Source organism: Terribium retamae (genome assembly GCF_022347545.1).
Classification (GTDB): Bacteria; Pseudomonadota; Alphaproteobacteria; order Rhizobiales; family Rhizobiaceae; genus Mesorhizobium; species Mesorhizobium retamae.
Genome location: NZ_JAKREW010000001.1, coordinates 229,644 through 245,336 on the forward strand (window position 1 = coordinate 229,644; position 15,693 = coordinate 245,336).

Here is a 15,693-nt window from a genome sequence, read left to right on the forward strand (position 1 = left end):
TATTGCGGAGGTCGTTCACGTGGTCCGTCCGGTAATGCCGAAGTTGAACCCGGCACCAAAAGTCGACCCAAAAGCCAACGCTGCGCATATCGCGCAATTGGAGGCTCAGGCCACCCAACTGAGGGAACAGATTCGACTCGCCAACAAGATGGGCGAGCGTGAATGGGCCACCACGGCGCGCAAGGAGCTGGAACAGGTCACCAGCAAGCTCGATGGCCTGCAACAACCGGCTGCACAGCCCGTCAATGGAAGCCTTCCTGCCAATGGCGGGGCACCGAGCGTTCAGCCGGCGCTTTTTACCCAACCCACCACCTTGTCCTTTGCACCTGTCAAACTGGACACCGGGGCGCCCAAAAAGGATCCCGCAGCCGACACAACTGCCCATAGCATCATCGATGATGTGACGAAGGGCAAAAGCATCGACAAGATCGCGTCAGAACGGGGGATGACGAGTGAGCAGGTGCTTGCGGCCATAAGGGCGGGTAACAATCTGGAAGTCACGGTCACCGATCCGACGGGCAAGAATGGCGATGTTCAGACGACGGTGATCAAGGACACCAGCGACCCAAAAAACCACAAGACGGTCACGCTCTATTACGATTATCAGCATGATACCTATTATGCGGTCATGCAGGACGGCTCCGCTGCTCCCACCGAGACACCTCTCAGGGATGGCCTTGGGCGCAAACAGACCAGCAGTTATGATTCCGAAACGGGAGCCATAACCACCCGCTACGAGGACGATCTCGGCTCGGGCACCAAAACCGAGCGAACCTCGATGCCAAACGGAGCATCGGTGGAGACAGTGACGCCGAATGGCGGACCTGCACTCCCTGTCACCACTGTGACTGGCCCGGATGGGAAGAAGACTGTCCTTGCACCGACCCAGGATCCCGGCGGTGCCTCGACGAAAGGCATCCAGGACGATCTTGCCGCCGGCAAGAGCATCGACCAGATCGCCAAGGATCGGGGCCTGAGCAGGGAACAGGTGATCGCCGAATTGCAAGGCGCCGGCTACGAGGTCAAGACAGGAGATCCCAACAGCGACAATGGCGATGTCCAGTCGGTCGAGTTGGTCGACCCCCATACCGGCGACAAGACAGCCTACTATTATGACTACCAGCACGACACACGCTCGGTGGTCACCACCAAGGGGGATACTGAAACCACGGTATCCGAAGACGGCAACGGCAAGACGACCAACACCGCTCGCAACACCAAGACGGGCGAGGCCACCACGACCATCGTCGATCCGAAGGCTGGCACCGAGATCAAGATTGTCACCGACAAGGATGGCCGAATTACCAAGACGACCACCGAAAAGATCAATGACGGCAAGCCGATAGATTACGAGGTTAAAGCGGGAGATAACCTCACTCTCATCGCCCAGCAGCACGGCGTGACGCTGGATGAGTTGAGAAAAACCAATCCGGAGCTTTTCGATAACCCCCGCGACCCGAACCTCATTCGCCCTGGCGAAAAGGTCAGGATCGAGAACGGGACCCGCACGACCGTCGAAGTTACGGCCAACGGCTATACGTTGACCACCGATCCCGACGGCAAGGTGACGTTACACAACAACACCACGGGCACGACCCTCGATATCAAGGTTGGTACCGCCCAGGAGGGGTTGGCCACCTTGCTGGTGTCGATCAATCCTGCCAGCAAGGACCCGGAGACGGCCAAGGCAGATACAGTTCTCAAAACCACCCTCGAAGGTATTCTTGGCGGAGCCAGCCCTGAACTCTTCCAGGAGGTCACCAACAAGCAGCAGGCGGTGAAGGATGCGATCGTAAAATACGGTGGCGGAATATCGGCAACGCCACAACTTGATGGCTCCGCCACGACGGTTGGGCCCTTCGGTAACCCACCGACCGAACCAACCAAGTCCGGCGGCGCATGGGTGCCGCTCATGGTCAACGGAAACTGGCAGTGGTTCGACCCGGAAGTGGCCAAGGCGATCGCTGCCGAGAATGCGGCCATTGCGCGTCTCGGCGAGGCACAAGCCAGGCCGATACAAAGCCAGGCGCAGTTGGACGTCTACGCGCTGGATCCTGCTTACAAGGATGCGATGAATGCCGCCAAGTCGACACTCGACAAGGCGTTGGCACCCTATGGCCTGGAATGGAAGGTCCCGACCCCGAAGGGCACGCTCGCCGAGGCGCAAGAGCGGCTGACCCTTGCCAACAACGCGCTTGAGAAAGCCACGACCGCCAGGGTCGAATACACGCAAGGCGAGAAGGATCTTCTCACGGCCATCGGCAAACAGGCGACTTTGCCGGCCATTAACGATCCGAGCCAGCCTGCCGCCGGCCAGTCCGGCGGGCCCAGCAGCATGGAGATCAATCTCGACGCCAAGGCCAAGCATTCCGAGGTCAACAACCTTTTCATCCAATCAAGCTTGCACACCGCCAATGGCAACAAGGCGACCGTCGACCAGATGGTCAGTGCGACCGAGCTGGAGCTGAAGCTTACTGACGCCAAGCCGGGTAGCCCGGAGCATACAGCGCTCACCGAACGGCTCGATGGTTTGAAAACACTGCAAAAAGCTGCAGGCAATCAGGTGTCGCTGGCGGAAGCCTATGCAGAGTATGGCGTCGCGCAAAAGGATGCCCTGGATCTGGCCGCTCGTGTCGAGCCGATCAAACAGCAGATCATCGCACAGGCCAGGGAGAGGAATCCGCATCATTTCGATGAGAAAGGATACACCAACGCCGAGGGCGATTTCACCGGCAAGCTTCTGAAGCAGGAGTTCATCGAGGAAAATGGCCAGCTTTACATGGTCAATACCTATGAGAACGACAACTTCCTGGATGAAAACAACAACGATACCAACGTTCTGAAGGTCCAACTCACCTACAACCTCAACGATGAGAACATCAGGGACGACTTCCGCAATAACTCCCTGAACAAGCAGTGGCAGGAAGTGCTGTCGTCGACGCGGAGCACGCCGACTTCGGCGCCGGTTTGCACCCCCGGTGGCACGGGCTCGGTATCAGCATTGGAGGCAGCCAAAGCCAAGATCATCGGCACGCAGGTCGACCAGCTCGATGCCGGGCTGAAAGATGCGAAGACCAAACTCACCAATGCAGACACCGCTCTCCAGAAGGCAATCACCGACCACGGCGGTGGCACCATCGAAGCACCTGCGGGCACGCTGAAGCCGGGCGAGCAACCGGTGAAGATCACGTTCAACGGCCGCGATCTATGGGTCGCGCCGGAAGTCGCTGAAGCCTACGGAAAGCAGGGGCCAAGTGCGATCGGCGACAGTGGCAAAGCTGTCCAGATCGAGATGAACGGCCAGAAGCTTTGGGTTCATCCGGAGGTCGCCGCCGCCGAAATCGATCGCGGCAAGGCGGAAGATGAAAAGAACCAGCTGGAAAAATGGCAGACCGAGTCACGGCCCGCGATGGTGGCGGCACGTGACTGGTACAGCTTCTCAGCCGGCCACCCCAAGCTTCTCGACGATGCTGGCATGGCGGAGCGTGAATCGAAACTCAAGAACGAATATTTCCAGGAGCATAGAGACAAGGCGCTCGCCGGATACCAGGTCCAGTTCGAGAACCTTTACGACAAGGGTTTTACCGGCGAATACAAGCAATACAAGCCTGACGAGCTGACCGGCGCCGTTGCAAAGACGCTCGGGCTCGACCCCTCCAGCGAGGGGGTCGAGAAAATTACCGAGGAAATTCATGATCGTGCTGGCGACGACGCCCAGGTGAAGATCGTCCCGATCTTCTCACTGGACGGCGGGATGGAGTCGATGACAGCGCTGTTTGCCATCAAGGATGGCGGCGGCAAGGATGTCGGGTATGTCGACACCTCCGGAAAATATTACAGCAGCTTCGACGAATTCCAGCACGAGAACCGCATCTTCAGTGACAAGGGTAAGCTTGTCATGGCCAAGGGCGGCGACATGTCGCTCGGCAAAGATGGCAAATTCACCCTCGACGAGCTGGAGGTCGCTGACGGGCGCAAGGTCGATTTCTGGGACAAGGCCACGGACATAGGCCTTGGCATCGTGGCAGGCGCCGCCACCATTGTGTCCTTCGTTCCTGGCGGACAGTGGGCGATACCGATCGCACTCGCTTCCGGCGCCGCTCTTGGCGGCAAGACCCTGTACAAGGAAGGCGAACACCTGCTGCAAGGCGGCGACTTCGACGGCCAATCGGCCTGGAACGTCGCGACCGGGGTCGTTTCATTCCTGCCGGTCGGTGCGGGTTCGCTGCGAACAATCGGCCTGGCAAAGTCCGGCACATCCTTGACCACGTTCCAGGCTTTCAAGGGCGGATTTGGCATGACGCGAATGGCCGATGCCAGCTGGGGCATCGGCAAATTCAAGGTGAACGTGTCCCAATCCTCCTATGCCGGCGAGGTGAGCAATTTCATGCAAAGCGGCAGCAAGCTCAATACCGCGGCTTGGGGCCTCGATGCGGCTGGTCTTGCTACCGGCGTACCGATACTGATGCGATCTGCGGAGGACCTCTTGCTGCACGGCGGAGAAATGTCTTTCGCCGAACTTGCCAACGCAATCATAGGCATAGGGACAGGTGCTGTCGGCACTGGCCTCGGCGCCCGCGGGCTGCTGTATAGTATGCCGGGAGCATCGGGCCCCCGTGGCGGCGACGGACCGTCGTCAAGCGACACCCCGCCAATCGACTTCCCACCTCCACTTCCTGCTGGTGAAGCGGGCCCAGGGCCTCAGCCGCGCCATGTCTATGAAGCCGGCCCCGACGGGGTCTACAGACCCACCGGAAAATATGTCATTCCGGATCCCAACGAGGTCGTTATCCAGGGCGAGGTTATCAGCGGGGGGGCTCCCAGACACGGTTCCCAGCATGGTTCGACCGGCTCACCGGACGGCACTAAGCCGACAGGTTCGCGCGAGTCGCCAACCGGCGATACCGAAGGTGGTGGACCGAAGCCGACGGGTGACGGCTATCCGTCATCGCGGCCAGGAGTTCGCACAGCGAACGGCGATGGCGCCGATCATCCTGCTCCGGTCGTTATTTCCACGTCCTCGAGCAAGGCGATCGAAGGGCCGTCGAGCGACATTCATGGCGATGGCGCGCCGACGCCGGGCGAACGTGGCGACCCCGAAGGCGTCAGCGATAGCCGCGGCCGGGAGGTGCGCGAGCAGAACACTCAACCCGCCGACAGCGATCCGATCTTGGTTCCGCAAGCCAAGAGCAGTGTCACAAACGATCCGCTGAACGGCCCGCTGATCTGGGATCCTGTCAACAAGAGGTTCACCGGCACCCCGCAGTTGCAGGACACCAGCGCTTACACCTATAGCAGCGGCAAGGATCAGCAGCAGAGCTATTCCGACGGGATACGCCTCTCGGATTCTGCGGTACCGGTCGCTCCGGACGAAGTTCTGGTCCAATCGGAAACCGAGCCGGGCGGCGGCTTGAATCGCGAAACTGGCGAGCGGCAGGGGATCTCCGGCGCAAAGCCGCAAGCAACCGAGACAAGCAGCACACCTCCCTTGATGCGCTACACCGTCGGCAATCGCCAGAGCGGTCAAGTGTTGGTCGATTTCAACTTGCCGGCAGGCTCGCGGGTTGTCGCAGTGCCGGAACCCAAGGCGATCGGACCGGCGCCCAAGCCAACGCCTGAGCCGCTCGAAATCACCGATGGGAGACCGGTGCTCTTTCTCGGGGCGGAAGATGGCCGCTGGTCCACGGATCCGGCCGCGCGCACAAAACCGGTGGAGATGAACGAAGGCGCGCATCCCCGCTCGGTGCGGGACGACGGCACGCCTATCATCGATAGCTTCTCGTCGAATCCGTATAGCCTCGGACAGACATATAAAGCGCTCAAGGCAGGCTTTAGGCGCGCCGGAACGCGCTATCTGGGTCTCGGGCCCCGCTATGACTATCCGAAACTCGGCGAACTGGTTGATAGCATCTACCATCGCCCGGTCCCGAAGGACGGTTTCAAAGCCGGACAAAAGATCTATGTCGAGGTCGATGGCGAGTATGTGAGTGCCACGGTCGTCATCGCCGGTCCGCAGACGAATTCGACCCGTGGCCCTGCCGAGCCGGGTGTGCACGCGACCGAGTCCGGCTATCTTGGCGCCGGCTCGACCGTCGAACGCGCCAAGCGTGGCTCGATAACCACGCCAAACGGCCAGCTTCGTGTCAACACACCGGCAGAAGAGGTGCACACCTACAAAGCCAAGGACAACCCGGAGGTGGGCAATCGCTCGGCACTCGGCGAAACGCTTGCCGAAACCATGCCGAGACATCCTGATGATGCGTCGGTGCCGGCGCCGGCCTGGACCTCAGAACAGGCGAACCTCGTCAGTGACTATCTCAAATCGCTTGAACGTTCGAGCGATCCTGTTGTCCGCGACACGGTCACCAGGACCAGGGTGCAGCTGGGCGGCGAGGGCGGCATGCCCCGGGCCGGTTCCGATATGACGCCGGCGCAATATCATTCGCTCATCGAACTCCTCGCTGCCGACAAGCAGAGCGTATTTACCGGCTCCAAGCCGGAAGGCACGCTTTCGGCGAACGGGTTGACGACCCTTCACGTATTCAGCGCCCAGGGAAAGATGCCCGTCGGGCCTACGGCGGTCTCCCAGAAGCTCGGACTAGCCGATGGCGAGCCGTCGCTCACAGCAGGCGCGCTGCCGGGAGAGGCACGATGGACCGAAGCCGGCCGCAGCATGGTCGGCGATTATCTGAAGGCGACGGCAAGTTCCAGCGATCGAACTCTTGTCGCCGCGGCAAATGCCGCAGCGCCTCAATTCAAAGGTCGCGCCACAAAACCCGGCAAAGCGGTGACGCCTGAACAGCAAGCCGCGCTGATGACGGTTTTGGAAGCCGACAAGGGCAGCACCTGGGTCTACGGCCCGAAATTGCAGCCGGATTCTGCGTACAGCACTCCCGGTAAACTCTCTCCGGAAGGCCGCTACAACGAGCAGGTCCTGTCCGGCCACGAGACCTGGACGCCCTATCTGTGGCGCCAGATGCGCAAATATGCCGCCAATCAGCAGAAATCCGCAGATCCCGCGGTCCAGACGCTCGCCCATTCATTGGAAAACGCGCTCCCCGGCGGCAAGCCCAAGGCTGGTACTGAAATCAACAGCGAGGTACCTGTCCTGCTGCGTCAATTGCTCGAAGCCGACAAGGCGAGCTCGTGGCGCGCGCCGACCTTCTTCACCGATGCGCAAGGGGTGTGGCGCGCCGACCGCGCCACTGTTTCCTGGTACATGCAGGAGCACGAAGCCAATGTCTGGCTCGGTTCAAAGCTGGATGGCGCCGCCGGCAATGCCATTGGGCTTGGAGGATCGATGCTGGGCGTCAAGGTGCCGCTGCCCAGCAAGCAGATCTACGGCGAGCTCAGCCTGAAGAACAACGGACCGGACGGTACCGGTTTCCTGCTGCCGGTTCATCCAAACGACACGCTGGGCCAGGAGATCTTCGTCCAGGGATATAGACCGAACCTTGCACACGACGAATCCGCCGGCTGGGTCGCATCGTCCCCGATGTTGTCGAAGAACACCTACCAGAGCGAAAGCGCCCTTGGCGTGACGTTCTCGATCGCCGGGTTCTCGGTGAGTGCGGCCTACATCAAACGTTCGCTGCTCTATCTGGGCGGCGAAGGCGGCCGGCCGGGCTACACTTACAGAGAGGCCGGGCCGCTCAGCAAGCGGGCGGCTGAGTTCTGGGAAGAGGCTGCGCGCGGTGGCGGCAGCCATTACAGCTCCGAAGGCAAGGTGCCTGGCTTCGAGGATCGCCTGCTGTTCCGGAACTTCGATGTCCTGCCGCCTTTCGGCGGCGGGAAGGAGCCGTGGCGCAGCAGCCCGGCCTTTGAGGGTGTGCCGCGCGAGACCGGCGCAGGGCCCCTGAACCGGCTGAACCGCAAGGACGGTGGCATCGGCTTCGCGGTGGGCTTTAATTCCGTGCCGCTGACGACGGTGGAACTCGGCACCGTGAACAAGGCTGTGATGCCGCATGAACGGACGGCGCGCGCTCACCCCGATTCCTCCGAAGGCGCGCAGAAGGTTTTCAACGCGCTGGCAGAATCCGACGGGCGGCTGACACCAGATGTCCTGCAGCATCTCGACACTTACCTCCAGGAAGTTCTGGCATCGCCGAACGCCGATTTGAGGAACGCTGGTCTGCGCGTGCTGCTGGTCGTGCCGGAACTGGGCATGGCACCGCCTCTCGATCCCTATGCCACGTCTGCGGGGCGACCCGAAGGCATGAACTCAGCCGCGTGGAAAGCCGTACGGCAGGAACTGGATCAGCAAGCCCGTGGCGAGTTGACGCCCACGCAGGCTCATTATCTGAACCAATTGCTCGGGCAGGATGTGCTGAACAACGCACCGCCACCCGACGGCACACAGCCTGCGCTGCCACAGGGTCCGGACGGACCGGTTCCGCAGGCCCCGGAGGGCTTGGCTCCGCCTCCTGGGCACCTGGCGCTGTCTCAAGACAGCAACCCCGCTCTGCCCGAGGGAAGCGCCTCACCGAAGCCGGAGACGGAAGACGGTGCGGCAGCCGACAGCGAGCAACCAGCCCCGAACGGTGGCCCCGTCAATCGCGAAGGCGGCAGGTCGCGCGGAACAATGGAGCTCCGGGACAGGGATGGTCAGGTTATCGTTGCGGTCATGCTGGGAACCGAGCCCAGAAGTCCGGAGCAGGTCTATATTCCGCCAGTCGATGGAGCCCGCCTCGCTGCCGACGCCCCTGAAACCAGGGGCAAGACGCATATTCTCTACTACGATTCCAACAGCGGTGAACCCGTAGTCCTTCCCTGGATACGAGGTGGCTCCGAGGATCACGTTCCGGGCGGCGTAGGAAAGCTTGACGGAGAAACTGTGCCGCGGGAAGGCACGACAGTCGGCAAAGAAGTGGAGTCTGCGCCGGTTAGGAAGGCTTTGGAAGCAGCCCCGCCCACCACCCATTCGCTTCAGCAAGTCCGCAACATGCGGCAACCCGAAAAATGGAAAGCGGGAGAAATATACACGCGCGAACTCAACGGTTCGCTGGGTGAGGTGCACTTCCCAGTCGCAGCCAACCCCAATGGCCCGCATCCTGTTACCGGCGAAGGCGGCCGCTATGTGGACGCCCCTGTTTTCAAGAGTCAGGGCGAAATCGAGGCGATCGAAGTCAAGACCTATCATCGCTGGATCACGGTCGACGGTACAGCGCAAGCACGCGAAGTTCCCCTGTCGGCAAAACTCCAGGAACAGATCAACAAGGACGTTGCGTTGCGCAACGACAATCCGGGCTACCAGCCGCGATGGGTGTTCCTCGACGCGCCACCTTCTCCCGAGTTGCAGCGGGCGCTGGATGACGCTGCCATCATCGGCAATATCTTTGGCCAGAAGAATACGGCAACCGTCAAATCGTCCCGAACGATGGAACTGATGGACAAGGACGGAGAGGTCATTGTCGCCGTCATGCTGGGTAGCGAACCGAGGAGACCGGAAAAAGTGTACGTGCCGCCGGCCGATGGACCGCGTGCAGCGGCGGACGCTCCGGAAACCGCCGACAAGACGCATATCCTGATCTACGATCCCCAGAGCGGCGAGCCCGTTGTCCTGCCATGGATCCGCGGTGCATCCGAAGACCACGTGCCGGGCAGCCTGGGCCGCTCGGATGAGGGAAGCCAGCCCACAGAACCTGTCGGCGATCCGACACGCGCCATGCGCGGCAATGTCGGTCCATATGTGTTCCGCGCCGACACGCGTACTCCGGCAGAAATCCAGGCGGTACAAGGGTTTTCACCCCAGGCGCCGACTGGGATATGGGTTGGCAACACGCAAGGCATCACCCTCAGCAACTACGTGCTCGGCAACACCCATGGCCGTTTCGTAGGCACCAGCCAGTCGATCTCCGGCGCCAAGACGTTCGTTGCCGAAGAGTCCCGCGCCGCAGGTGAACAGGGTCACACCTACCTCTATGTGCTCAACCCTAGCAGGCCGCGCCTGCACGTGCCGACCGAATTCGAGGCTATGGGGCGTCCGGTCGGCGATCTGATGGCGCGCGTGGATGAGACCGCAGTGGACGGCAGCGTCCCGTGGAGCGAGGTCTACGGCTGGCGGATGATGGACCCGGATGGCAATTTCATCGGGGAGTTCACACCCAATCCGGATTTCGTCGATTCCAGCACCTTGGCTCCCAAACGTCCGCAGATCATCCTGCGAACCGCCGATGAATTCTGGGATGCCGGTTCGCAGACGGAAACAGCCACGACACCGGTCACCAACGTCGCAGCCAATGAACCCGCCATGGTGATGGGCGAGACACCTGTGGTGGCCCCCGTGGTAGCCAACGTCGACACGCCGCCATCCGCCTCATGGCCGCCAACGCCCGATCACGGCAGGGCGATCATCGATGCGGCAAGCGGTCGGATCGTCAGCCTTGAGCTCCCACCGAGCTTTGCGGCCGAGCCCGGAGGTACGCAACCGGTTCGTGCGCCTACAGGAAAGGAGGTCAATGCGCTATCGCCTGAGCAGATCTCAGGGCTGACCGGTGCGCAGCTGCATGCGATCAAACCCGAGCATATCGGCAAGCTGACGCCCGAGCAGATCGCAGCGCTCACGCCCGAGCAAATTGCGCAATTGACCTTCGATCAACTGGCGGCGTTGAAACCAAAGCAGTTGCGGGCTTTGAGCGCAGAGCAGTTGCAGGCAATCCGGCCGAGCAAGCTTGAGGCCATTGCACCGGGCCGCATCACGGCGTTCACCCCGGAACAACTGGCTGCGTTCTCGCCCGAACAATTGGCCGCACTTTCCAAGGAGCAAGTGCGCAAACTGACACCGGACCAGATCGCCGCCCTCAGCGACGAGCAGCGCAACGCATTCACGGCTGAACAGTTCGAAGCGTTTAGGCCCGCTCAATTCGGCAAGCTTACGCCGACCGAGGTCGCGGCGTTCAAACCGGACCTTGTCGCGGCCCGCAACCCAGCTACAACCGCCAAAATGTCGCCGGATCACATTTCCGCTTTGACGCGCGAGCATCTTGGCGCCCTGACCATCGAACAGATCGAGGCTCTGACGAAACAGCAGGTCCAGGCGCTCACGCCGAAACAGCTTGGCGAATTGAGTCCTGGCCAACTACGCAAATTCAGGCCTGCCCAGTTCGCCTGGATGACGACGGAGCAGACCAACGCAATGTCGGTGGTGCAACTGACGACTTATCGGGCGACACACAAGAACGCCATGACACCTGATCAGGCGGCCGCGGTTGACGCAGCGCTTGCCCACGCACGCATAGTGGAAAATACCCAGATGCTGGCAACCTTCGGTCCGATGGCCGGGGCAACTTATACGGTCTGGCAAATGCTGCCACCCCAGATGGCAACGACCGCTTCCGGCATCGCTTTTACCATTCGCGGTGTCGTGTTCACGACGCAGTCGCTGTTCCCGAACGCCACGGCAAACCATAAACCGTTGGGCCGTGCGCTGAACGCGGCCAGCGGAGCGTCTCAAATCCTTTCAATGCCTGGAGGGGCAGCTGCCACCTTCCAAGGTACAGGCCCGGCAACGAACTTTATCGCAAACAGCACGTACACTCTGGGTAATGCGATCTTCGGGCCCAAATCGCTTCTGCAAGCGTTCACTGGGAGGCCTGTCTTCCGCACCGCCGCTGATCATGTCGGGAATGCTGCCTTCCTGGTGGGGTCGGGAGCTTACACGGTGTACGCTTGGGATTCTCCGCTCGCGGCCGGCGCAGGCGTGCTCTTCACGGTCGGCAGTGCGGAATTCTGGGCCTCGGCGGTTCGAGCCGATCGGGTTAACCGCAAGTCCGTGCCGAGAACGGATGACGAGATCAAGGCTCGCGAAAAGTCGGACAAACGCTGGGGAGTGGCCGATCGCCTTGCGCTCGGCATAACCTTCGGCATCGGCATGCTGATGTTCGCCTGGGACACGCTGGACGAACAATTGCTGGGTTCCGACAAGGGACCGAGCCCAGATCCGGTCAAGCCGGACGACAAGTCCGGCGTAGACGGCACGACACCCGATGATGGTACCGACAAACCCGATTCCGGAACGAAAGAACCACCGAAGACCTTCCCGCAACTCGTTGTTCTTGCCGATGATGGCTTGAATCTGCGCAGCGAGCCTGATGGCACTGCAACAGTCGTCACGGTTCTTCAGCCCGGTAGTTTCGTCGAGCAGACCGACAAGCCGTCAACCGACAGTTCAGGAAAGATCTGGATTCCCGTCGAGGGATATGGGCCTGACGGGAAGGCACATACAGGCTGGGTTTCAGCGGATCTTGTGAAAGCCCATGCCGATGGCGCCAGCAATCCGGATGGCCGTACCAATCCCAAGCTGGAGCAGAACGGTTATCGGTGGGTGGAGGTCAAGAACGGTGACAGCATTCGGCTCATTGCGACGGCAAATGCGGCGGATGTGGCCGATACTGTCGTCCTCAACATGGATCATATCCTTAGTCCGGACGTGATCTTCGCTGGCGATCGCATCTACCTGCCGACCGTCGCGGTGGGGTGACCCGTATAGGCTACTCCGTCCGCGTCCTTCCGGCCCGGACTGCATAGGAATGCGCTGTACAGGCGGCCAGTTGTGCCGCCTGCTCGGCTAGCGGATTGGACGGCTCGGAAGAGTAGGACGCCGTGAATTGCAGGTCGGACGGGTGCCACTCGCAATCAACGATACGCAATTTGCCCGCCACCTTGTGTTCCAACACCACCTCTTGGGGCAGCGAGGCAATGCCGATCCCGCTCATCGCCATCTTGAGAGCCGCAGCAATGGAATTGGCAGGAAAGATGCGCGGCATTTCTTCCAGGTCGCGGCTGAACTTGCGGTAGAGTTCGGCATAGGGCCGCGTGGAACGGGCATAGCTGATTATCGGGAAACGCGCGAGTTCGTGCAAAAACAACTTTCGGCCCTTAGGCAATTGCAGGTCAGGAGCACAAACCCAGACGAGGGGGAAGGGTGGCAGATCGATGTTTTCGATCGCGTATTCCGAAACGGGGCCCGTCAAGAATGCCAGATCGATGCGGTGCGACATCAGTTCGCTTCGCAGCGTTGCCGATGAATCGACGAGGATATCCGCGTCCACCAGGGGGCAGTTCGCCTGCAATTGCTTGAGAAAGTCGGGCAGCCAAGCATGAACGATGGTTTCCGAAACACCAAGCCGCAGCACGCCGGCGGTTTCCGCTAGCGATTTTGCGGTGAGTTGTAGGCGCTCAGCTACCTTCAGGACACTTTGCGCGGAGGGAAGCAATTGCTGCCCTTGAGCAGTCAGACGCACGGTACTCGACTGGCGTTCGAACAGCTTGGCCCCCAGTGCCTCCTCGAGGCCGGCAATTCGCGTCGAGACGGCAGGCTGCGTGGTGTTCAACCGCTCGGCGGCTTTGCGGAAACTGCCAAATGCAGCCACCAAAAGAAATGTCTCTAATTGCTTGATATTAAAAGGGATCATCGTATCGATCAAACATTCCCAAGGGCTGAAAAGTGTTTTGTTGGCGAGACCTCATTGTCTCACGATAACTTGCGCGCCAACGCGCGCACGGGCGTAAAGATCGATCACGTCTTCATTGGTCAAGCGAATGCAACCCGAGGAATTCGCCTTCCCGACGGTCCAAGGTTGATTGGTACCATGGATGCGGTAAAGCGTATTGCCGATGTAGAGGGCCCTCGCTCCGAGCGGATTGTTCGGACCGCCGGCGACGTGCGCAGGTAGCGATTTTCCGGTCGCCGCGACGCGGCTGCGCATCTCCCGTGGCGGCCGCCAGTCCGGCCATTCCTTCTTGTCCGAAATCCTGTCGCGGCCGGCCCATTCGAAACCTTCCTTGCCCACCCCGATCGCATAGCGCAGTGCTTTGCCGTTGCCGAGCACGTAGTAGAGGTGCCGCTCACCCGTATTGACGACAATCGACCCCGGGGGCTGCGTATCGCGGAAATCCACAATCTGCTTCGGGATCGGCCTCCATGAAGGCGGAGGCCCTTCATCCTCCATGGGCTCGTCGGATTCCCCAAGCGATGAAGGGGGGATCACCGCATTGGTTGCCTCATCATAGGCCCAGCTGCGTGGGTCGTAACCGGAATTGGTCTGCGCGCTGGCTGCAACTGGCGCAACAGCGAAAGCTGCGGTCAACGCAAGCCTTGTTCCCAGCCGAAACAATGAATGCCCGATGATGATCCGATCCATCAAGGACTGCGAGCTGCCACCCAGGTTCAATGGTATCCTCATCAGTTGCCCGTTGCGGTCGCGATGACCATGTCGTGGTCCGCGATTGGAGCGCACCATATCCTTTCCGGGAAAGCGCGCAACATTTGGAACCGATTTAACAAACGCAATCCAAATGGACTTCCCATTTCAGAACGTGCGCGATAGAGTGAATCGGCGGGTGAATATTGCGCGGACCAGCTTGCGGAAAGCCGGTCTTTTCTCGGTAGGATCAATGTTGACGGGACTTGTTTCCTGCAATTCGGATCGACTGTCTTTCATCGTAGCCGCTTTGAAATCGGCCGGTGTTGCCGGTTTTTTTGTCCTCGGCATTTCCACCTATTGTGCGTTGGCCGCCGAGCCCCGCTGGCCGGATGGTCCATATAGATACATTACCGTCGACCAGTCGGTGCGAGATGCGCTGATCGAGCTGGGGCGCAACATGGGGGTTACCGTCAGGGTCAGCGATCAGGTCAAAGGTCGCCTGAGCGGGACCATGCCGGTTGGCACGGCAAAGACGTTTCTCGAGGAAATCTGCAATCGATATGGCCTGGTCTGGCATTTCGATGGTCTTGTCTTGAACGTCGCGACGGAAGCGGAAGTCCGCAATGAAACCATTCCGCTCGATGCCAACGCGGCCGCCGAAGCGGAAGACAAACTGAACAGGCTCGGCGTGATCGACCCGCGTTTTTCGTTGAAGGTCTCGCCACAGGACGATGTGGTTCAGGTGGCCGGACCGCCCTCATACATCGACCTGGTCAAGAAGACGCTCGGCGTTTCCAACTACACAAAACAAAATGCGCAGAAGGTTGTGCCGGTTCGAGTTTTCCGGGGCCGTCAGGCAGAATCCCAGATTGTTCCGGCCGAAAAGCAGAAACAGGGGCAGGAGGCACGTTGATGCAAATTGCACCGATTGGAGCGCTGGAAATCGCGCTTTCGAATATGTCCACGGGCATGGCGCTGCAGCAGCAGGTGGCGACAGGTTCCGCGACACAGTCCGGCAATGGTTCCAATGCCGCTGACCCGAAATCACAGGTCGTGAAGGCGAAGAAAACCGAGCAGGCTGGTGCCACGACCGCCAACCAGCAGGTGGCCCAGAACGCTCCGCAGGCCGGAGCAGCGAGTTCAACGCAGCGGCAGAACCTGGACCCCATTGAAGCGACGAGCGAGCACAAGCTTTTCGAATATCTGACGCAGGTGGAAAAATCGGGGGGCGGGCAGATTTCAGACACCTCCGCATTGCTCGGTTCCGCGGTGAAATCGCTGGAAGGGACGATGCAGAAAGTGCAGGCGGCTCTCAACGAGGCGGGTGTCCGCGCTGATGGCAAGAGCGATGGCAACAAGGATGTTGCTGGCGCCCCCGAGGGTGAGGAAAACAACTCCCCCGCGAAAAATGCCGAACAGCTTTTGGATCGTTCGATCTCGGTGATGTGGGCTGCGGCCAATCTTGAGGTGGTGACCAGCAGCGTTACGGCTGTAACCTCATCCACAAGCACCCTCATCAAGCAGCAATAGGCAATCGCAGTGGTGGGGA

5 protein-coding genes are annotated in these 15,693 nt (G+C 60.5%); 3 read left to right on the top strand and 2 right to left on the bottom strand.

The window, feature by feature from the left end:
* Positions 1 to 19: 19 nt before the first annotated feature.
* Positions 20 to 12,478, top strand: a complete 12,459-nt coding sequence (locus L4923_RS01075; protein WP_239361400.1) for a LysM peptidoglycan-binding domain-containing protein — start codon at positions 20 to 22, stop codon at positions 12,476 to 12,478.
* A 10-nt stretch (positions 12,479 to 12,488) separates the two neighbouring features.
* Here L4923_RS01075 and L4923_RS01080 read toward each other — a convergent pair whose 3' ends face one another.
* Together L4923_RS01080 and L4923_RS01085 are read right to left on the bottom strand one after the other, a co-directional pair.
* On the bottom strand, positions 12,489 to 13,424 hold the full coding sequence (locus L4923_RS01080; protein ID WP_239361401.1) for a LysR family transcriptional regulator: 936 nt from the start codon (positions 13,422 to 13,424) through the stop codon (positions 12,489 to 12,491).
* A 39-nt stretch (positions 13,425 to 13,463) separates the two neighbouring features.
* Positions 13,464 to 14,141, bottom strand: coding sequence for a L,D-transpeptidase (locus tag L4923_RS01085; protein ID WP_239361403.1), 678 nt, complete (start codon positions 14,139 to 14,141; stop codon positions 13,464 to 13,466).
* Positions 14,142 to 14,226: 85 nt separating this feature from the next.
* Between L4923_RS01085 and L4923_RS01090 the strand changes: the two genes are divergently transcribed.
* Together L4923_RS01090 and L4923_RS01095 are read left to right on the top strand one after the other, a co-directional pair.
* On the top strand, positions 14,227 to 15,057 hold the full coding sequence (locus L4923_RS01090; RefSeq protein ID WP_239361404.1) for a hypothetical protein: 831 nt from the start codon (positions 14,227 to 14,229) through the stop codon (positions 15,055 to 15,057).
* On the top strand, positions 15,057 to 15,674 hold the full coding sequence (locus tag L4923_RS01095) for a hypothetical protein (RefSeq protein ID WP_239361405.1): 618 nt from the start codon (positions 15,057 to 15,059) through the stop codon (positions 15,672 to 15,674). The genes L4923_RS01090 and L4923_RS01095 overlap by 1 nt, the downstream gene beginning before the upstream one ends.
* The last annotated feature ends 19 nt before the right edge of the window (positions 15,675 to 15,693 follow it).

Excerpts from the sequence above, each read along its gene's own strand:
- L4923_RS01095 (WP_239361405.1), top strand. The coding sequence starts at position 15,057 with ATGCAAATTGCACCGATTGGAGCGCTGGAAATCGCGCTTTCGAATATG.
- L4923_RS01085 (WP_239361403.1), bottom strand. The coding sequence starts at position 14,141 with ATGGATCGGATCATCATCGGGCATTCATTGTTTCGGCTGGGAACAAGG.